This window comes from Evansella sp. AB-P1 (assembly GCF_029688925.1).
In the GTDB taxonomy this organism is placed as follows: domain Bacteria; phylum Bacillota; class Bacilli; order Bacillales; family Salisediminibacteriaceae; genus Evansella.
The window spans coordinates 235,380-255,617 of sequence record NZ_JARUKY010000004.1 but is presented as its reverse complement, the minus strand read 5'-3'; the positions used below and the strand labels follow the sequence as shown (position 1 = coordinate 255,617).

The following is a 20,238-nucleotide window of genomic DNA, read 5'->3' as shown; positions in this document are numbered from 1 at the left end:
TCGTTTTTTCAGAAATATGTCCTACCTAATTATACCATATCACAATTAGTTTATTACAAAATAAACTAATGAATAGCTAAAAAGAATTGGCACAATTCATCCCCATCAATGAATGAAGGGGCTTTCTTGTGCCATAGTTGTAAGTGGAAGATTCATTGAAGTTGCCTTTTCTTTTATTTCTTGTCTCCAATTGTCATGAATTTGACCGGCTAAATATACAATTAGTTCCATAATAAAACTCTCCTTTACTTGAAATTCTCAATATAAACTTATTTTAACGAACTGATGACGAAAAATAAAACGCTAAAATGTGAATAAAAGTCGAAAAAATGGAAAAGAGGGTTGTTTTTTTATATAGACCATGTGTATGATGATATAAGACCTATAGACTAGGAGGAGATCAAGTAAATGAAGGGGACTTTTATTGCAAAACTTACCTTTATAATTATCTTATTCACAATTGTTAGTGCATGTAATGTATCAGAAGAACAGGTTCGTGAACATGCATCGAAAACATTTAGTGAAAAAATTGAACAAGAGAAAAAAACAACCACATATAATACGGATGAATTATCTATATATATTCCAAGCTTTACTGAAGTAGATGTAGTAGATGAGTACAACATTATCTTAGAAAGAGATAATCATGTATTCTTATTATTTTTAAATGATTTTACAAGCTATGATTCTGAGGAGGAACTCCTTGAAGAAATGATGGTTTATGAAGAACCATTTATTATAGAGATGGGTGAAACAGAAGGAAAACTAGCTTATTTAATTGTTACTGACTTTGGTGATTTTGATGAATATAGAATTGTCGTTGGGTATGGAGGAAGAAAAATAACAACAATCTCTACCCTTGGCGAATTAAATAATGTTGCACAGATTATGTACGATATCGTTCAATCGATAGAGGAAAATTAAAGGATTTTAAAGATAAGGGGGTTCCCTTATCTTTTTTTTTTGAAAGATAAGAAAGAAAATTTTCTCTCTACGTAAGGTTTCTAGGAGACAGGATGTCGATATTACGCCGTTGCCTACAGGACGTAGGCTGTACTTAGGCGTAATTGGGGCGCCTTGCGCTTTTCTTCATAACGATACCTTAAATAATACTTTCTTGATGGATAAAATACTTCATATCCATTAAACTATTAATGATGATGTAAAGTGATGTAAGCATCTAATAAATGAATTGGATAGGGTTACAAACAATAAATCGACTTTCGGTATCGTTAGGATGTGATAGAATGAAAAAATTTTTACATAAAAAAGGTGTGCACCTTTCATTAAAAGTTTATTTTATTGATGCCCTAAGCTTTATGGCATTGGGACTATTTTCTTCCCTCATTATTGGTCTCATTATTCATACAGCTGGTACAGAGCTTTCTAGATTTCAATTATTAACTCCAATGATGGAAAACTGGTTTCAACCGATGGGAGATTTGGCTATGTCCCTAATGGGGCCAGCTGTAGGGGTTGCAGTTGCTTATGGTTTGAAAGCTCCTCGTCTCGTACTTTTTGCTGCTGTAGTGACCGGGGCAGCGGGTGCTGAACTAGGTGGTGGTCCAGCAGGTGCATTTATATGTGCTCTTATTTCTACAGAGGTTGGGAAGCTTGTTTCCCAAGAAACGAAAGTGGATATTATTGTTACCCCATTTGTGACAATAGCAACTGGTTTTGGAGCAGCAATGTTTATTGGGCCAACAATTGCTAACTTCCTTTATCAATTTGGTGCTTTTATTAATTGGTCCACACTACAACAGCCTTTGGTTATGGGAATATTAATTGCAGCATTCATGGGTCTTGCTTTAACGGCACCGATTTCTAGTGCGGCCATAGCCTTTATGCTCGATTTAAGTGGTATTGCTGCTGGAGCCGCTGCAGTTGGATGTGCTGCTCAAATGATTGGATTTGCAAGTAGCAGCTATCGTGAAAATGGCTGGTCTGGTTTGGTATCACTTGGGATTGGTACTTCCATGCTACAAATAGCAAATATAATGAGGAATCCTCTAATTTTAATTCCACCCACATTAACAGCAGCCATATTAGGTCCATTTGCTACAATATTATTTCAATTGGAAAACAATGCAGCAGGTGCTGGAATGGGGACGAGTGGACTAGTTGGACCGATTATGACTGTTAATACGATGGGTACTACACCAAATGTTTGGATAGTTATTATTGTCCTGTACTTTCTTGCTCCAGCTTGTCTAAGTTTGATTTTCTCAGAAGTATTAAGAAGATTAAAATTGATTAAATTCGGTGATATGAAAATAGAACAATCGTAGGGGGAATACAAATGAAAGATTTAGAAACGAAAGAACAATTTGATGAAGTAATTCAAAGTAATGGAACCGTTTTTATGTTTTCAGCTGGATGGTGTCCAGACTGTGTTGTTATTGAACCTCATTTAAAGGAGATCGAAAAAGCTTTCTCACACTTTGAATTTTATAAGGTAAATCGTGATAACTTTATTGACCTTTGTCAAGAATTGGATATTTTTGGAATTCCGAGCTTTGTTGTTTATAAAAATGGAGAAGAAGTTCACCGTTTTGTTAGTAAAAATAGAAAATCGAAGGAAGAAATAATAGCCTTTTTATCTGAGGCAAAGGACAAATAAAAAATAAGATCAAATCCGTTAAGAAATTGGTCAGTCTTCATCCTCCTCATGTGGGAGGGTGTTTTTACGTCTGTAAAAAGACTATCTTCTTTGGATGAAAGACTAATACATGATAAAATGATAATGAATTTGAAGGAGGAGTTTTTTATGAAACCAATTGAAATAAAACGTGAAATTGAAAATAAAATTACAAATAAAAATTGGGTGACGTCTTATGATCGAAATAACGAAACCCTTCGAATAGTTGATAGACGATTTGATCGAGGTGTTACTATTCAATTAACACCCTTAAAGGAAAAGATAAAAGAAAATAAAGAAAAGGCACTGGATGAAACCTTTCAATCTATAACAGAAGGATTAAATTTACTTCAAACACCTATGAATTTAAATGGGAATGAAAAAAATATATTTCCAGTAATTCGGTCAAAATCCTTTCCAATAGAAACTTCAGATGATAGAAAGTTAATATATACTGATCATACAGCAGAAACTCGAATTTTTTATGCGATAGATCACGGGAAATCCTTTTCCTTGATCGACGAAGCAACTTTAGAAAAAGAAGGAAAGTCGTTAAATAATATTCAGGAAGTGGCATTATTCAACGTACGATCATTACCTTATAAACTAAAAGAAGATGAGGTTGCAGGGAATAGATTTTACTTTTTGCATTCTGATGATGGCTACGATGCTAGTAGAATATTAAATGAAACGCTGTTAAAGGAAATGGAAGTAAAAGTAGCAGGAGAATTGGCAGTTGCGGTTCCACATCAAGATGTATTAATCTTTGCAGATATTAAAAATGAAACGGGATATGATGTTTTAGCACAAATGGTTTTTCAATTCTTTTCAGAAGGTAGAGTTCCAATAACAGCATTACCATTCATGTATGAAAATGGTGAGTTAGAACCAATTTTTATTTTGGCTCAAAGGAAGCCAAAGGAAGATAAAAAAAACTAAATCTAAAAGTCTCTTGAATACTCGGTATTTGCCGAGTATTCTTTTACTATGGAGACTTTTCGTTTCAGAATAGACGCCCATGTAAGTGAAAGTTTGCACCATGGGGGATGAAAATAATCTTTGCAAGAGGTGTTCATCCGTTACTGGCGAACGCTTTCCGCGGGCAACGCCTCAGCCTCCTCGGGAAACCCGCCCTGCGGTGTCTTCGCCTGTTGCTTTTCCCGCTAGAGTCGTCACCTTTCACTTCTGAACTATTCTTTTTCCAGGGGAGTCACTCATAAATAGTAAAAAAAAGATTTCAATATTATTAGAAAAGAAAAGGTGATAAAAATGGCCAAGCATTTATCACGTTTTATATTGTCTTTAAAAGATTGGTTATTTCCTAAAGATATTCCAAACAGACAAGAGAAAACGAAAAATGATGATAAGGAAAAAAAATATAATCCATATGTAAATAGTCCTCAACAGGAAGGTCGAGTAATACATCAGTACCCTAAGAAAGGAGATTTTACATTTCCTTTAGTTAAAGATAATGAAATACTGGGTCGTTCCTTGAATGAACGAAAAAACAAAAAAAGAATAGAAATTCCAAACAAAAATGAATATGAGAAGAATCAACAAATAAAGATAGGAAATGAGGGGAATGAAACAGAACCTAATCTTGCTCAAAGGGAAAAATTTTCTGGAAAAGGTTTTTCATCAACTGTTTCTCCTTCACCTGTATATGGGTATCGACAACGACCAATAAAAAATAAAGTTGATATAGATCCTCCATTAAGTCAATCTCTTGATATAACGAATACAGATTCGGAGCTTGATTTTTCTGCGTCTCATAAAGAAGTAAAATTGGGAAGCGATGAAGCCTCAATTACAGAAGAGATAGAAAAAAGTAAACCAAAAGGAGATGTCGTTCATATCAAAAAGGTTAAAGATATGGATGCTAAAACAGATTCTAATTCTCGTCATATCCAAGAAGATACTACTTTAAAAAACGACGAGGACAAAATTAACAGAGGCGATCAGAGCAAAAATGTTAATAAGGATAATGCTCCAAAAGCTCTTCCATATAATGTTATGATGTTTCAACGAGATAGGATGAAAGCAAAGAAAAGAAAAATGATTGAACAGGAAGGTTACGCCTATCCACCTCTCCATTTACTGACAGTTCCAATGAAGGAAAAAGGATTGGATGAGGAATGGATTAAATCACAGGTTACTACTTTAAATGAAACATTTGAGTATTTTCGAATAGGAGCAAAGGTTGTTCATGTAACAAAAGGTCCTTCCGTCACACGCTTTGAAATTCAGCCTGAACCTGGTGTAAAGGTAAGTAAAATTACAAACTTAACAGATGACCTTAAGCTAAGTCTTGCTGCGAAGGATATTCGCATGGAAGCACCAATACCTGGGAAAAATACTATTGGTATAGAGGTTCCAAATCAAACAGCTGAACCAGTTTTTTTAAGAGAGATTCTTCGGCATCAACTTTTTCAAAAAGGAGAATCTTCTCTAACAGTTGGATTAGGGATGGATATATCCGGAGAACCAGTTGTTACAGACCTACAAAAAATGCCACATGGATTAATTGCAGGTGCTACAGGTTCTGGTAAAAGCGTTTGTGTAAATTCTATTTTGATAAGCTTATTATATAAAGCATCACCAAGAGATGTTCGTCTTATATTAATTGATCCTAAGGTAGTGGAGTTAGCTCCATACAATGGTATCCCACACCTAGCAACTCCTGTCATTACAAATCCAAAGGAAGCGACAGAGGGGTTAAAGTGGGCTGTCTCAGAAATGGAACGACGATATGAATTGTTCGCGAAAAATGGAACGAGAGATTTGTCAAAATACAATGAAAAAATGAAAGGTAACCAGTTAGGTAATGAGGTGTTACCTTATATTGTTATCGTAGTAGATGAATTAGCAGATTTAATGATGGTATCTCCTCAGGATGTAGAAGAGGCGATTTGCCGAATAGCACAAAAAGCAAGAGCATGTGGCATTCATTTATTAGTAGCGACGCAACGTCCTTCTGTTGATGTTATTACAGGATTAATAAAAGCAAATATTCCAACACGTATAGCATTCTCTGTTTCATCACAAGCAGACTCAAGAACAATATTAGATGGAGGCGGAGCTGAACGATTACTAGGTAAGGGAGATATGCTTTTCTTAGAAAATGGTTCAGGAAAGCCTGTTAGGTTGCAAGGAACATTTGTTTCTGATGAAGAGATAGATCGAGTCATGGAGCATGTGAAAAAGTATAGTCAGGTAGAATTTCTTTTTGAAAAAGAGGATTTGGAGTTACAAGTTGAAGCTGAAGCAGAAGACGATTTGTTTGAAGTTGCATGTGACTTTGTTATGGAACAAAAGGCTGCTTCAGCCTCCTTATTACAAAGACAATTTAGAATAGGTTATAATCGTGCTAGTCGATTAATCGATGTAATGGAAGACAGAGGTATTATTTCTAGTGCTAAAGGAAGTAAACCTAGAGATGTATATTTGACAAAAGACGAAATAAAAGGAAAAATAAAGTAGAGAGGAGAAATTTAGACTACACATAATCCTCTTTTTTTTATAAAATGAAGTAATACTGTCGTAGCTTATTCATGTTGAAACAACGACAGGGATATGTAAAAGCTTTCAAGGTGTAAAACCGAAAGGAAGTAGAAGGAAATGATAGTGTATATGGCATTGTCTTTTTACTTCAATGTTTTCACAGATCGAATCAAACATGAGAGGGAGTGTTCGCATGCAACAAGTTCCTTTAGAAAATTTGGTTCAAACTGTATCACCGAAATGGATTCACCTTTTGAAAGAAGAAGAACTATCCCAGTGGGTTGTATTACGGAATGGGATACAGCAAGTGAATGAAGACGATTTGATGGAAATCGTTGGTGCAGTCATTCAAGAGCACCAAAAGACTATTTTTTATCAGTAATATGTAACGCTTTAAACTATCATATAGCAGAAAGTAAATGTGGTAGTGAATCAATCTAAGCTCGCCATCAATTGTGTTGATGGCGAGTAGTGATAAAATAGATCTACTTTTATAAGAAAGAAAAGTCAGGAGTATGGTTATGAAGGAAATCGGATTAAAGCTGGAAGGTAAGATTAAAAGACTTACGAATGAAACATTCAAATTCGACGAACGAGTAGGAGATGGTTGGTTTTCAGCAGTTTATTTTTTGAAAACTAAACAAATTGCTGAAAAGTACAAGCCTAATAATATAGTTACAATGCAATTTTTCCAAAAAAAACATGCTGTATTATGTGGAACAGATGAGGTATTAGCGTTAATTAATACATTTGCAACGAACCCACATGACTTAGAAATACATTCTTTAAAAGATGGAGATAAAATTGAACCGTTTGAAACGGTATTAACAATAACTGGTCCATATCAGTATTTTGGTTTTTTAGAAGGTGTCATTGACGGTATATTAGCACGACGAACTTCTGTTGCTACAAATGTATACGAAGTTGTAAAAGCTGCCAAATCTTCAGGTGTAGAGAAACCAATAATATTTATGGGTGATCGTGATGATCATTTTACTCAACAAGCTGGTGACGGCTATGCTGCTTATATTGGCGGTTCAAAAGCTCAGGCTACTCACGCAATGAATGAATGGTGGGGTAAGCGAGGTATGGGAACGATGCCTCATGCCTTAATTCAATTGTTTGAAGGGGATTTAGTTGCAGCTACACGAGCTTATCATGAAACGTATCCAGATGACGACTTATTAGCATTAGTGGATTATAACAATGATGTCATTACTGATTCATTAAAAGTAGCGCGAGAGTTTGGAAAGGATTTAAAGGGTGTTCGTATTGATACGTCTCAAAATTTAATTGATCAATATTTTAATCGACATCCTGAAGTTTTAGGGACGTTCGATCCCCGTGGAGTAAATCCAACTCTTTTATTTGCATTAAGGTCAGCACTTGATAATGAGGGCTTTAACCATGTGAAAATTGTTGCATCTGGTGGTTTTGATGCAAAAAGAATAGAAAGATATGAGCAGATGAGAGCTCCTGTAGATATGTATGGGGTTGGCAGTAGCTTATTAAAAATTCATATCGGGTTTACAGGAGATAGTGTTATTTTAAATGATAGACCAGAAGCGAAGACTGGTAGAAAATATCGACCAAACTCTCGTTTAGAAAAAATAGAATTGTAAGGACAATAATAAAGGCTGTTCAAACCTGTAATGTTGAACAGCTTTTTTGCATCTGTTGAAAGATAGATACTGAATAAACGATTAAGGAGAAGGAGATTAATCAATGGGAAACGAAGAACGATCTTCTGTAATAAATTTTCAGAAGTTAAAAGAGGAAAAACAATATGAAATAGAAAAATCTTTCTTTCAATTGTATGAATCTCTATTTAGTTATATAGAGGAAGAAGCAAATATAAGGGAAAAGGTTCGAGCTAAGCAGTTGTTTTCTCATCACTTAAACTTATCAAATCATGATATCTATGATAAAACAGTGGCAGGGCATTTTGAGCATTGGTTCGCCTTTGACTATGTAACGGTTATAGGTTCTCGTATGATTGATTTATTCATTCGAAAAAAATATGAAGATTTCACGAAACCAATGCTTGATTTAAGTGGGTTTATGTTACTTTCTTATTTAGAACCAATCCATATTTTAGATAAAAATGAAAAAAAGGTGAAATTTAATAGGTTATTTGAACAATCTACTGTTGAAGGAGAGACATTTCTTTTCAGTCACCAATTTAATCCTGGAGATTTAGCATTTGTTCGAACGATGAACATAGGATTTAAAGTAATGATAATTGGCCCATCTTTTATAATCAATAAAAGTATGGAAAAGGAGATTAAGAATCATATAGAAAAAGTGTATAAGCAAGGAAAAGACCAGATGAGAAAATATTTGAAAGAGCATGGCATTGATTATTTAAAGGATAGTATGGGGAAAGAATAAAAGAAGAATAGAGATTTACTTGAATTCCATTTCCTAGTTGAAACGTTGTCCATGAATAGGGAGTTTAAATTTTCAAAGTAATGCAATCCTTTCTCAATGACATATAATTAACAATGGAGTAGTGAATTTGTTTTTGCTATAATGGGAAAGTATGAAAAAAACATACCACTTTTTGCAATGTAGGCATATAATTTAAGGATACCTTAGATGAGTAACCTAATAAGGGTAAACTCAGAACCAATGTATTACTGTGGAGGTTCAAAAATGACACAATATCATTTTATAGGAATTAAAGGATCTGGAATGAGTGCATTAGCTCAAATTTTGAGTGATATGCAATATGACGTTCAAGGTTCAGATGTAGAAAAAGTATTTTTCACTCAAAAACCTTTGGAGCAAAAAGGGATTCCACTTCTTCCGTTTCAAAAGGAAAATATTCAAAAAGGTCAAACAATCATAGCTTCTGCCGCTTATAATGAGGAGAACGAAGAAATTCGTGCTGCATCGGAGAAGAATATTCCTGTTTTTCAATATCCTACTTTCTTAGGGGAATTTATTAATCAATTTACAAGTATTGCAGTAACTGGAAGTCATGGGAAAACTTCTACAACTGGTTTATTAGCACACGTATTACGTAAAGCTAAAGCTACATCATACCTTATTGGTGATGGTACTGGAAAAGGTGAGAAAGATAGTGAATATTTTGTTTTTGAAGCATGTGAATATCGACGCCATTTCCTTCATTACAAGCCTGATTATGCAATAATGACAAACATTGATTTTGATCACCCTGATTACTTTAAAGGAATAAATGACGTTTTTGATGCATTTCAAGAAATGGCGATGCAAGTGAAGAAGGCTATCATTGCATGTGGTGATGATGAGCATTTACAAAAAATTAATGGCCAGGTTCCAGTAGTTTATTATGGTTTAAATGAAGAACATGATTTTTGTGGTAAAAATATCCATGCTGATGAAAATGGAACGCATTTTGATGTTTTTGTACGGACATCATATTATGGATCATTCACTATTCCTGGTTATGGGAATCATAACGTGTTAAATGCTTTAGCTGTTATAGCAATTTGTCATTATGAACAAGTAGATATGGAGATTATTAAAGAAAGACTAAGTACATTTAAGGGTGTAAAGCGTCGCTTTAGTGAAAAGCAACTAGGAAATCAAATACTAATTGATGATTATGCCCATCATCCTACTGAAATTTTTGCAACTATTGATGCGGCAAAACAAAAGTATTCTAATCGAGAAGTAGTAGCGATTTTTCAGCCACATACATTTACGCGAACAGAGACATTTTTAGATGAATTTGCTGAAAGCTTAAAAACAGCAGATCGAGTTTATCTTTGCGATATTTTCTCCTCTGCACGAGAACATAGTGGAGACTTAACGATAAACGATTTAGTAGAAAAGGTTCCAGGAGCTGAACTGATTCAAGAGGAAACAATTGAAAAGTTATTACAGCACCAAGATAGCGTGCTATTGTTTATGGGGGCAGGAGATGTCCAAAAGTTTCAAGTAGCTTATGAAAATGCTGTAGCAACTAAAAGTAAAATTAATAAATAAAAGTATAATTAAAAAACCAAAATCTAGCATGATGCTGATTTTGGTTTTTTATTCTTTCTATCCTGAAAATAAGCGTTAGTTCAGGAGTGGAATGCGGTGACTCCAGCGACGAGCATATGCTTCACGAATAAGCTTCGAGTTGTCTCGACGCATATAACATCAGAGCAACACTTGCAGAGGCAGAGACAGGACAATGCACTTTAGCAGTATACAAAATGTATGGTGTGGAGGCTGAGGCATTGCCCGCGGAAAGCTTCCGCATAGAACGGATGAACATCCCCTATAAGAAAATTTTCATCCCCATGGTGCAAATCTTCACTTGCATGGAGGTCTATGTTAAAGATAGTTGTTGATTAACAAGCGTTCTTACTTTAAATTTTCAGGATTTAAGGCTTCTAAATCAGTCACTACAAATCGACCGTCTTTGCGGATTAATTCTCCATCGAAATAAATATTACCGCCACCATATTCTGGACGTTGGATATTAACAATATCCCAATGTACAGCAGAATCATTGCCATTATAGGCATTTTCATATGCCTGTCCCGGTGTGAAGTGGAAGCTCCCATCAATTTTCTCATCAAACAAAATATCTTGCATAGGATGTAAAATATAAGGATTTACACCAATGGCAAATTCTCCAATGTAACGACTGCCTTCATCTGTATCAAGGATGGCATTAATTTTTTCATTGTTATTGGAAGTAGCTTCAATTATTTTTCCATCTTTAAAGGTAAATTGAATATTTTCAAAGGTAAACCCTTGATAAGGTGATGATGTGTTATATTGTATTGTACCATTAATAGAATCTTTTACAGGTGCAGTGTATACTTCACCATCAGGGATATTTAAACGACCAGCACATTTAATGGCAGGAATATTTTTAATGGAAAAGGTTAAATCAGTTCCTTTTCCTGTAACTCTTACTTCATCTGTGTTGTTCATCCTTGTAACTAATGCGTCCATTGCATTATCCATTTTACTATAGTCTAAATTACATACGTTGAAATAAAAATCTTCGAAGCCTGCAGTACTCATTTTTGCTAACTGAGCCATAGAGGAGCTAGGGTAGCGAAGGACAACCCATTTTGTTTTTGGTACTCGAATTTCTCTATGAACTTTCGTCCCAACTGTTTTTTGGTGGAGGGCCATTTTAGCATCTGGTACATCTGATAATTCGTTAATATTATCTCCAGCACGGAGACCAATATAGGCATCCATTTCATTCATGACATAGGCTTCAAATTCGGCAGTAAGGTCTTGCTGCTGCTGGGAAGCTCCTATCAATAAACTGCGGTTTACTTCGTGATCTTTAAGGGAAACAAATGGTATACCCCCAACGTTATAAGCTTCTTCAACTAGAGCATTGACCAGCTCTTTTTGGATACCGAAGTTTTCAATTAATATTTTCTCATTCTTTTGTAGGTTTACTGAATAGTTAATTAGATTTTTGGCTAATGTTTGAATACGAGGATCTCTCATTATAGCTATTTCCCCCTCTTTAATTTAAAAAATTAGAGTGACTAAGTATATTTTACACAGTTCTATTAAAAGAAACAAATGTGTCGATTTTAATCGTTTATTTCTTTTGCTAAATTCATTTTGATGCAGGATTTACTAAATAACTGTAGAATTTTTTCATATAGGAAGTGAGGGTGTGTAATAGAAGAAATATAAGGCTGTTGTTGTACACTTTGTTAATTTTTTAACAAGTTTGGAGAAATGAAAGGAAACAACACCAGTAACAAGCATTCCCATCATGAATCCCATACTAAAGAGATTTATTTTGTAAAATAAAGGATAGATAGTTAAACTAGAGAGAGAAGGAGGTGCTTCACCATGGACTGGTTGTTATATTTAAGTATTGCTATTATTGCTATATCATTTGCTTTTTTAGCATACTACTTAATTAAAACATTAGTTTCTATGCGTAAAACATTGGATAATGTGACTAATGCTGTAGAAGGATTACAAAAGCAAGTTGACGGCATTACGAAAGAATCAACAGAATTATTACATAAGACAAATCGTTTAGCAGATGATATTCAGAAAAAGTCAGATTCCTTAAATTCCGTTTTTCTAGTTGTAAAGGATCTTGGGGAATCGATGCAACGTATAAATACTTCTGTTAAACGTGTTTCTGATGCAGTTTCAAAGCAAGCAGATGATCAGTCAGAACAAGTAGCACAAGCAGTAAAATGGGGTAATGTTGCATTAGAATTTTGGGAAAAATGGAAGGCGAAGAAAGCTAAATCAGAAGAAAACAAAAAGTAAGTTAATACTACAATTCAAATAGATAAAAAGGAGGAATCAGGAATGTCAGATCAAAATAACGGGATGAATACAAAAGATTTTCTTATCGGTACACTAATAGGGGGAATAGTAGGTGCTGCAGCAGCTTTATTAACTGCACCTAAGTCCGGAAAAGAATTACGTCATGATATTAATGAACAAGCAAAGGTTGCTAAGGACAAAACGGTAGATTGGACAAATCAAGCTGTAGAGAAAGGTAATGAATTTGCAACAACTGCTAAAGAAAGTACCACAAGCTTTGCTCGAACCGTTTCGGATCAATCTACAACTCTTTTGCAAAAAGCGAAAGATCTTTCACGTTCTGTAAGAAGAGATGTGGAAGAACTCACAGAATCAGCAGATAGTTTAACGGATGATCTTGAAGGCATTAGTGAGGAAATTGCTGCATCTGTAAAAAAAGAGGTGGAAGATCTTCAACGTTCAGTAGAACAACTTGTTAGAGAAGTAGAAGAAAAGGAAAAAGACAAAGAAGAAGGACAGACAAAAGATTAAAGGAGTTTACGTAAATGAACATCATGAAGATCGAAAGTAGTGAAGCCTTCCATAAAATACTAATGAAAAAAAGTAAGCTGTTTTTATTAAAAAATAGTATAACGTGCCCAATTAGTCGTGAAGGGTATAATGAAGTGGTAGAATTCGCTGAAGAGAATAATGAAGTCCCTGTTCTATATTTAAATGTGCAGGAGTCAAGAGACGTTTCGAATGAAATTGCAGAAACATATAGTGTGAAACATGAATCACCTCAAGTTCTATTATTCAATGGAGACCAAGTTGTTTGGCATGCCTCCCATTGGAAGGTTACAAAAAATAACTTGAAGAATGCTTGGTTTGGTAAATGAAGAAATTAAAAAAACCACTGGGTCCTCCCAGTGGTTTTTTTAGTCAAACAACGTTCAATTATAATCTGTCATACCCATTTCAGCTCCAAATCGTCTCCATGACGAATGATTGAAGAGAATGTTGCTGGCTGTTCATTTTGGAGAATAACTGGTTTTTTTATTTTTCCTGTAGGTTGTTCAATAGAAACTTTTGAGAAAATATCCTGGAAAATAAATGGTGTGTCTTCTTTTTGCACAATACGAAGCTCATCTCCATCCTCTAAAATGGACGTAGGTGGTAGCTTTTCATTATTTCTATAAATATCTACTATTTGTTTTTCTAGTCTTATGGATTGATCGTTGAATGTAACAACAATATCTTTGATGAATTCTATTTCATTTCGTTCCAACAGATCACTTAATGTGGAACTCTCTTTCTCAAGCTTGTACGTTAATTCATCTCCTGGGGATATAATTGTGTGAATGGATGCAGCTTCATTATTTAATAATAATTGAAAACTACTTTTAATCTCATGCTCTTTATTATTCAAATATACCTTTTTTATTTTAGTAACCTTTTCTTTGTTAAAACAATCATCAACTTGAGATAAAATATCTGAAATCGTATTTGGTACATATACGTTAATTTTATCCCTATCTTTCACTTTGCTTTTAAGAGTTGCAGGTAGATCATTTTGTACAATTATTGGGTCAATAATTTTGTTCTCTCCATTAAAGACAATTTGTAAGGAAGGAGGTTCGTCAAAAAAATCACCTATTGTAGCAGAGGAATCCTTACCATCAACTCCTTTTGCAATTGTAATTTTATCCCCATGTTGGAGTGGGTCATCTAGATTTACTTCATTGCCATTCTTCTCTAGTTGAGGAGGTGTTCCATGTTCTCCAGGTACAGATACTACACGTCCATTAACATTCACCATCATAGCCATTCCGGGCTTTCCATAATATTTCTTTAGTTCGATTCCACTAGTAATAATTCCATCTGTTACAGTTAATTTTTTTATATCAAATAACCTTACTGTTTGATCATTAACTGTAATACTAATGTATTCTACAGGACTTTCCTTTGCTGCAATAGCAATACCTATAGGTGTAACGAGCTCAGGAGTAGATTCCAATGCGGTGTCAAAAGTAATTCCTTTTAAGGCATCTATCCCTCTTATAGCTACACGATTAGCTGGTAATTCAAGGTATTGTGCTATTACTTCAGGTAATTTAGGTGTCAAACTTCCTCCTCCTACAAGCATGACAGCTTTAGGAGCTTGTTGATTTAACATAATGATTTCTTGACAGATTTTTTTAGCTAGTTTTTCTACAGCAGGGAATATAGGTTCTACAACCTCAACTTTTGAATATTCCGTTTCAAAGCCTAGAACGTCTGTTATTTTTACTTTTTCATTCGTCGTTATGTCTCTTTTCAATTTTTCTGCATCAGGAAAATCAAGTAAAAAGTGATCACTAATTGCTTCAGTGATTTCATCACCTGCAACAGGAACCATACCGTATGCTGTTACGGTCCCAAGGTTTGTAATAGCAATATCAGATGTTCCTGCACCAATATCTACAAGAGCAATGTTTAATCGTCTCATAGAGTGAGGGATAAGTACGTGAATGGCTGCAATTGGTTCTAAGGTTAATGCTTCTAGTTCCAAATTAGAACGGTGGAGCGCAGCAATGAGAGATTCTACAACTACCTTAGGTAAAAAAGTTGCGATAATTTCTACAGTTGCTTTTTCCCCACGTTGATCAACTAAACTACCAATGACTTGATCGTCTAAACAATAATTGATCACGGAATAGCCTACACAATAATCATTACTTTTTTTAACTTCATTATATTGTTTTGCTAAACTAAATTGCGCTTTTTGAACAGCATTTAGCTCAAGGTGTAGGATATCTTGACGATTAAAAATTGGTTTACCTTTTATATCAATTTCAAATGTCGCTTTTTCTGTTTTTAATGAACGACCAGCAGCAGCAACACAAACAGTTTTGAGTGGACCATGTTTTTCTTCTAATTTCTCTTTTATTGAATTTATTACTTTTGAGACGGCTAAAACATTATGAATTTGTCCGTCTAACATGGAACGTTCATCGTGCTCTTTACGTATAATATCAATTACATGATAACCATTAGAACGTTTATGTAAAATTAATCCAACAACTGAACGAGTACCAATGTCTAAAGCGAAAATGGGGTTAACTATTTCTTCTTTCATGTACAGACACCTTTCTAATACAAAGTAGAATAAAGGAATTTTCTCTTTTATTATACATGATGTCCAATGGTGTTGTTGTGAAATGTAGAATAAAAACAAATAATGTAACAAATTGTCCTATTTCACTTTAACGCTTAAAAGCGTTTAATTATTAAAGAAAAATCGTGACATTCATCTTTATATCGTTTATAATAGTCCATAATTAAGAAAAAATATGAATATTTTGTGTATAGATAATGAGAGGAGTTTTTATGATGGGAAATGAACAACTAGAAGAGTTAAGAGGTCAATTGGATAAAGTAAACCTTCAATTGATGGAGTTAATTAACGAGAGAGCCACTCTTGTTAAAGAGATTGGTAAAGTTAAGAGTGCACAGGGGGTAAATCGTTTTGATCCTGTAAGAGAAAGAAAAATGTTAGATTTAATTGCCGAAAAAAATGAAGGACCATTTGAAACATCAACCCTTCAACATATTTTTAAGCAAATATTTAAGGCAAGTTTAGAAATTCAGGAAGATGATCACCGTAAAGCTTTACTTGTATCAAGAAAGAAGCATCCTGAGGATTCATTAGTTACTATTAAAAATGTAAAAGTTGGAGACGGTACGCAACGATTAATTGCAGGGCCATGCTCTGTTGAGAGTTACGAACAAGTAGATGCTGTAGCAAAAGTATTGAAATCAGAAGGTGTAAAATTCCTTCGTGGAGGAGCATTTAAGCCTAGAACTTCACCTTACGACTTCCAAGGTTTAGGTGTAGAGGGACTGAAAATTTTAAAGGATGTTGCCAAAAAATATGATTTAGCAGTTATTAGTGAAATAGTTTCGCCTCAAGATATTGAGATGGCGTTAGATTATGTTGATGTTATTCAAATCGGTGCAAGGAATATGCATAACTTTGAACTTTTAAAGGCAGCAGGCGCAGTGGATAAACCTGTTTTACTGAAGCGTGGACTTTCAGCTACGATCGAAGAGTTTATAAACGCTGCAGAGTATATTCATGCAGGTGGAAACGGTAATATAATGCTTTGTGAACGTGGTATAAGAACCTATGAAAAAGCAACAAGAAACACACTAGACATATCTGCTGTACCGATTCTAAAACAAGAAACTCACTTACCTGTTTGGGTTGATGTTACTCACTCAACTGGAAGACGTGATTTATTACTACCTACCGCAAAAGCGGCTCTTGCAATTGGAGCAGATGGTGTAATGGCGGAGGTACATCCAGATCCTGCAGTAGCTTTATCTGATTCAGCACAACAAATGGATTTCCCACAATTCCATGAGTTTGTTTCAAAATTAGTGGACTCTGGTTTGTATAAAAGAGAAAAGGAAGCTATTAACCAAAAATAATAAGTAAATGAGGGTGTCTTAAAAGGTTTCAAGCTACCTTTTAAGACACTATTTTTTTTACTTTAGCTACCCAAGTCAACAAATTTCAACTAAATTAGTACATAATTTAATATAAGTGTTACAAATAATGTTAATAATAAAAGGTATAGTTTTAAAATTATAATAAGTTTTATAGAGGTTGTTCAAAAAGTCCGGGAAAAATATCTGTCGAATCTCTGCGTTGGCTTGCTTTTCCGTTCCTCACGTATTAAAAGCATACGCTGTGGTACTCAAAGCTACGCCGCCTTGATCTTTCGACGCACAGGACGTGCTAGTGTCGGCGTTGCAACAGGACGTTGTGACTTTAGCCGATTCGGCTATTTTTATCCTCCTTTTTGAACACGCACTTATAGGTATTTTTTATTATTAATAAAAAATAATAAATTTTTGTTAAGGAATGGGGATAATTGTCGATATATATTATAGAAAGAATTGCACCCCTCCTTAAAGTATCGTATCATAACAGTAAATTATGAAAGTATGAAAACCATTATATGTTAATAAATAAGGAGGACAAAAAATGAATATCACCATTTATGATGTGGCTAGGGAAGCTGGAGTCTCTATGGCAACGGTTTCTCGTGTTGTGAACGGAAACCCAAATGTTAAACCTACTACAAGAAAAAGAGTTTTAGAAGCAATTGAACGTTTAGGTTATCGCCCAAATGCAGTGGCTAGAGGATTAGCCAGTAAACGAACTACTACGGTAGGAGTTATTATTCCAGACATATCAAGTATATTCTTTTCAGAGTTAGCCCGTGGAATTGAAGATATTGCCACGATGTATAAGTATAATATTATTTTATGTAACTCTGATCAGAATAAAGATAAAGAAATTCATCTTATAAATACATTACTGGAAAAGCAAGTGGATGGAATTGTATTTATGGGCGGTGAGATTTCTAAAGATCATGAAGAAACATTTAAAAAATCTCCTGTTCCAATCGTACTTTCAGCTACAATTGATCCTAATAAAGAATTTCCATCAGTCAATATTGACTATGAGCAAGCATCCTACGATGCAACTAAATCTTTTATTGAACGTGGACATACGAAGGTTTCTATGCTTTCAGGGACATTAGAAGATCCAATTAATGGTTACTTAAAGTATTCAGGATATAAGCGAGCCCTAGAAGATGCAGGGTTACCTTTAAATGATGATTATATAGTTATTGGCGACTATACGTATAACTCAGGTTTAGAAGCCATGGATACCTTGTTGCAATTAGAGGACAAGCCTACAGCAATTTTTGCATCTACTGATGAAATGGCATTAGGAATCATTCACGGAGCTCAAGATGCTGGTTACGATGTACCAAATGATTTTGAAGTAATAGGATTTGACAATACTCGTTTAGCATCAATGGTTCGACCAACTTTAACATCTGTGGTTCAACCTATGTATGACATCGGTGCAGTGTCAATGAGGCTGTTAACTAAATATATGAATAAAGAAGAAGTAAATGAAAATGTTGTAGTATTACCACATCGTATTGAATTTAGACATTCTACTAAAGAAGATACTGAGGCATAAGTATGGCCTATAGCTAAGGAAAAAGCATGATTACTAACATGCGACTACAGTAACTGAAACAATTATATTGATAGTATTCAGACTACCTATAATTGTTATGAAACTAATGTTATTCCTTTCGGCCTATTATCCTCCTTGTTAATACAAAGAATTGGTAGTAATGATCGTGGCGAGAGAATAGGGAGAGGATTATGAAAAAACTTGATTTGTTAACACCAATAGGGATTTTAATAGGCTTGACAATGGTATTAGTAGCAATCTATACAAGTACAATAGGTACTGGTGGGATAGGTAATTTTTTTCAATGGGCTTCTGTTTTTATTGTTTTAGGAGGACTTAGTGCAGCTATACTAATTAACTTTACATTAGATGATTTAAAAACACTTCCTCGAGTATTTCGAGAAGCTTTTCAAACAAAAAACCATGACCTCCAAGGCTTAATTAATATTTTTGTTGAGTTATCAACAAAAGCAAGGCGAGAGGGCTTATTGGCATTAGAGGTAGGAATTGAAGAAGTGGATGATCCTTTTATAGAAAAAGGAGTGCTACTGGCTGTCGATGGGATAGAACCTGATGTAATTAAAGACATTATGATGGCAGAAGTAGTTGCTATGGAGGAACGTCATAGAAAAGGAAGATTTATAATAGAAAAGGCTGGAGAATATGCACCAGCATGGGGTATGATTGGCACACTTATTGGTTTAATATTAATGCTACAAAATTTAAATGATCCAACAACATTAGGACCTAATATGGCCATTGCTCTATTAACAACCCTTTACGGTACACTTCTAGCTAATTTAGTTTTTTTACCGATGGCTAACAAGCTTAGTTTAAGTACGGAAGAAGAAATATTTATTAAACAAATTGTTGTTGAAGGGGTGATTGGAGTACAATCTGGTCAGAACCCTAAAATTTTACAGGAAAAATTAAGTGCATTTCTTCCAAATCATGTTAAGAATCAATCCAAAAAGGAAGAGGAGGAAGAGATAAATGAGGAGAATACAGCGACAAACGAACTCAGATAAAGGTAGTCCAAAATGGATGGTCACTTTTTCTGATATGATGACGCTAATACTTGTATTTTTCATACTTCTTTTTTCCATGTCAGTAGTAGATGCATCGAAGTTTCAGGCCATAGCAGATTCCTTTCAAGATCGATCACCATTCGACTTTAATCCATCTATTATCCCTTTTGAGAATCCTGCTGAAGATCGGGTACAAAAACCTGACCCTTTTGAAAGAGATAATTCTTCCTTTCAAGATTTTCTCGATTCTGAAAGCGAACAGAGTGAACAGCTTGATGAATTATTACTAGAAGTTTTAGAATTTTTGCAAGCTCGTAACTTAATGGATTCAGTCAATGCTTTTAGAGATGAACGAGGAGTAGTATTAGTTCTTCAGGAACAGGTGTTATTTCGAAGTGCAAGTGCAGAAGTTATAGATGCAGCTATTCCTTTCTTAGACAAGGTTGGTTCACTTTTAGAAGCAATACCAAATATTGTGAAAGTAGAAGGGCATACAGATAGCAGACCTATCAACACTCATCAATTCCCTTCAAATTGGGAGTTATCAGGTGCACGTTCTAGCAGTGTTATTAGACATTTAATTGATAATAACAATTTGCGACCAGAAAGATTTATTTCTGTAGGTTATGGGGAGACGAGACCTGTTGCTCCTAACACGACATATGAAAATTTGCAGAAAAATCGTCGAGTTGTAATCATAATTTCAGATCCTACATACGTAGAAGGCGAATTATATTAAGAAGCTAATTATTTCCGGGGGAATTCTCCGGATTTTTATTATTTATTGTGGAGTGATA

Annotated in this window: 18 protein-coding genes and 1 pseudogene; 16 read left to right on the top strand and 3 right to left on the bottom strand. The window is 34.6% G+C overall.

Annotation, left to right across the window (positions count from 1 at the left end; translation table 11 throughout):
* Nucleotides 1-138: 138 nt before the first annotated feature.
* Nucleotides 139-231: pseudogene (locus QA612_RS06035) on the bottom strand (YtoQ family protein); the annotation flags it as partial.
* Nucleotides 232-408: 177 nt separating this feature from the next.
* On the opposite strand from QA612_RS06035, the gene QA612_RS06030 reads away from it, so the two are divergent.
* The 9 genes from QA612_RS06030 (at nt 409) to murC (ending at nt 10,114) form a co-directional block, all read left to right on the top strand.
* Entirely contained in the window at nt 409-924 is a 516-nt protein-coding gene (locus QA612_RS06030; RefSeq protein ID WP_278282869.1) for a hypothetical protein, read from the top strand.
* Nucleotides 925-1,247: 323 nt separating this feature from the next.
* Nucleotides 1,248-2,288: a PTS sugar transporter subunit IIC gene (locus QA612_RS06025; RefSeq protein WP_278282868.1), complete on the top strand. Its 1,041-nt coding sequence runs from the start codon at nt 1,248-1,250 to the stop codon at nt 2,286-2,288.
* A gap of 11 nt (nt 2,289-2,299) precedes the next feature.
* Nucleotides 2,300-2,620, top strand: coding sequence for a thioredoxin family protein (locus QA612_RS06020; protein WP_278282867.1), 321 nt, complete (start codon nt 2,300-2,302; stop codon nt 2,618-2,620).
* Nucleotides 2,621-2,767: 147 nt separating this feature from the next.
* Nucleotides 2,768-3,577 carry a DUF1444 family protein gene (locus tag QA612_RS06015; RefSeq protein WP_278282866.1) on the top strand — a complete coding sequence of 270 codons (810 nt, stop codon included), beginning with the start codon at nt 2,768-2,770 and terminating at the stop codon, nt 3,575-3,577.
* Nucleotides 3,578-3,907: 330 nt separating this feature from the next.
* Entirely contained in the window at nt 3,908-6,118 is a 2,211-nt protein-coding gene (locus tag QA612_RS06010; protein ID WP_278282865.1) for a DNA translocase FtsK, read from the top strand.
* Between the two features lie 214 nt (nt 6,119-6,332).
* Nucleotides 6,333-6,521 carry a hypothetical protein gene (locus QA612_RS06005; RefSeq protein WP_278282864.1) on the top strand — a complete coding sequence of 63 codons (189 nt, stop codon included), beginning with the start codon at nt 6,333-6,335 and terminating at the stop codon, nt 6,519-6,521.
* Between the two features lie 139 nt (nt 6,522-6,660).
* Complete coding sequence (locus QA612_RS06000) at nt 6,661-7,761, top strand: nicotinate phosphoribosyltransferase (RefSeq protein WP_278282863.1); 1,101 nt, start codon at nt 6,661-6,663, stop codon at nt 7,759-7,761.
* Nucleotides 7,762-7,864: 103 nt separating this feature from the next.
* On the top strand, nt 7,865-8,530 hold the full coding sequence (locus tag QA612_RS05995; protein ID WP_278282862.1) for a hypothetical protein: 666 nt from the start codon (nt 7,865-7,867) through the stop codon (nt 8,528-8,530).
* Nucleotides 8,531-8,794: 264 nt separating this feature from the next.
* Nucleotides 8,795-10,114: a UDP-N-acetylmuramate--L-alanine ligase gene (murC, locus tag QA612_RS05990; protein WP_278282861.1), complete on the top strand. Its 1,320-nt coding sequence runs from the start codon at nt 8,795-8,797 to the stop codon at nt 10,112-10,114.
* Between the two features lie 366 nt (nt 10,115-10,480).
* On the opposite strand, the gene QA612_RS05985 is transcribed toward murC, so the two are convergent.
* A complete protein-coding gene (locus QA612_RS05985) occupies nt 10,481-11,596 on the bottom strand; it encodes an aminopeptidase (RefSeq protein WP_278282860.1) in 1,116 nt (371 codons plus the stop codon).
* A gap of 357 nt (nt 11,597-11,953) precedes the next feature.
* On the opposite strand from QA612_RS05985, the gene QA612_RS05980 reads away from it, so the two are divergent.
* Genes QA612_RS05980 through ytxJ form a run of 3 tightly spaced genes read left to right on the top strand, consistent with a single transcriptional unit; the run spans nt 11,954 to nt 13,266 of the window.
* Nucleotides 11,954-12,388, top strand: coding sequence for a DUF948 domain-containing protein (locus QA612_RS05980; protein ID WP_278282859.1), 435 nt, complete (start codon nt 11,954-11,956; stop codon nt 12,386-12,388).
* Nucleotides 12,389-12,430: 42 nt separating this feature from the next.
* Complete coding sequence (locus QA612_RS05975; RefSeq protein ID WP_278282858.1) at nt 12,431-12,919, top strand: YtxH domain-containing protein; 489 nt, start codon at nt 12,431-12,433, stop codon at nt 12,917-12,919.
* Nucleotides 12,920-12,933: 14 nt separating this feature from the next.
* On the top strand, nt 12,934-13,266 hold the full coding sequence (gene ytxJ / locus QA612_RS05970) for a bacillithiol system redox-active protein YtxJ (protein ID WP_278282857.1): 333 nt from the start codon (nt 12,934-12,936) through the stop codon (nt 13,264-13,266).
* Between the two features lie 68 nt (nt 13,267-13,334).
* Here ytxJ and QA612_RS05965 read toward each other — a convergent pair whose 3' ends face one another.
* The gene (locus tag QA612_RS05965; protein WP_278282856.1) at nt 13,335-15,485 is read right to left on the bottom strand and encodes a cell division protein FtsA; all 2,151 of its coding nucleotides are present in this window, start codon (nt 15,483-15,485) and stop codon (nt 13,335-13,337) included.
* A gap of 254 nt (nt 15,486-15,739) precedes the next feature.
* Here QA612_RS05965 and QA612_RS05960 point away from each other — a divergent pair, with 254 nt between their 5' ends.
* From QA612_RS05960 to motS, 4 genes are all read left to right on the top strand, one after another.
* A complete protein-coding gene (locus tag QA612_RS05960) occupies nt 15,740-16,840 on the top strand; it encodes a bifunctional 3-deoxy-7-phosphoheptulonate synthase/chorismate mutase (RefSeq protein WP_278282855.1) in 1,101 nt (366 codons plus the stop codon).
* A 559-nt stretch (nt 16,841-17,399) separates the two neighbouring features.
* On the top strand, nt 17,400-18,413 hold the full coding sequence (ccpA, locus tag QA612_RS05955) for a catabolite control protein A (protein WP_278282854.1): 1,014 nt from the start codon (nt 17,400-17,402) through the stop codon (nt 18,411-18,413).
* 191 nt (nt 18,414-18,604) lie between these two features.
* Nucleotides 18,605-19,441: a flagellar motor protein MotP gene (gene motP / locus QA612_RS05950; protein WP_278282853.1), complete on the top strand. Its 837-nt coding sequence runs from the start codon at nt 18,605-18,607 to the stop codon at nt 19,439-19,441.
* Nucleotides 19,407-20,180, top strand: a complete 774-nt coding sequence (gene motS / locus QA612_RS05945; protein WP_278282852.1) for a flagellar motor protein MotS — start codon at nt 19,407-19,409, stop codon at nt 20,178-20,180. Before motP ends, motS begins: the two co-directional genes overlap by 35 nt.
* The last annotated feature ends 58 nt before the right edge of the window (nt 20,181-20,238 follow it).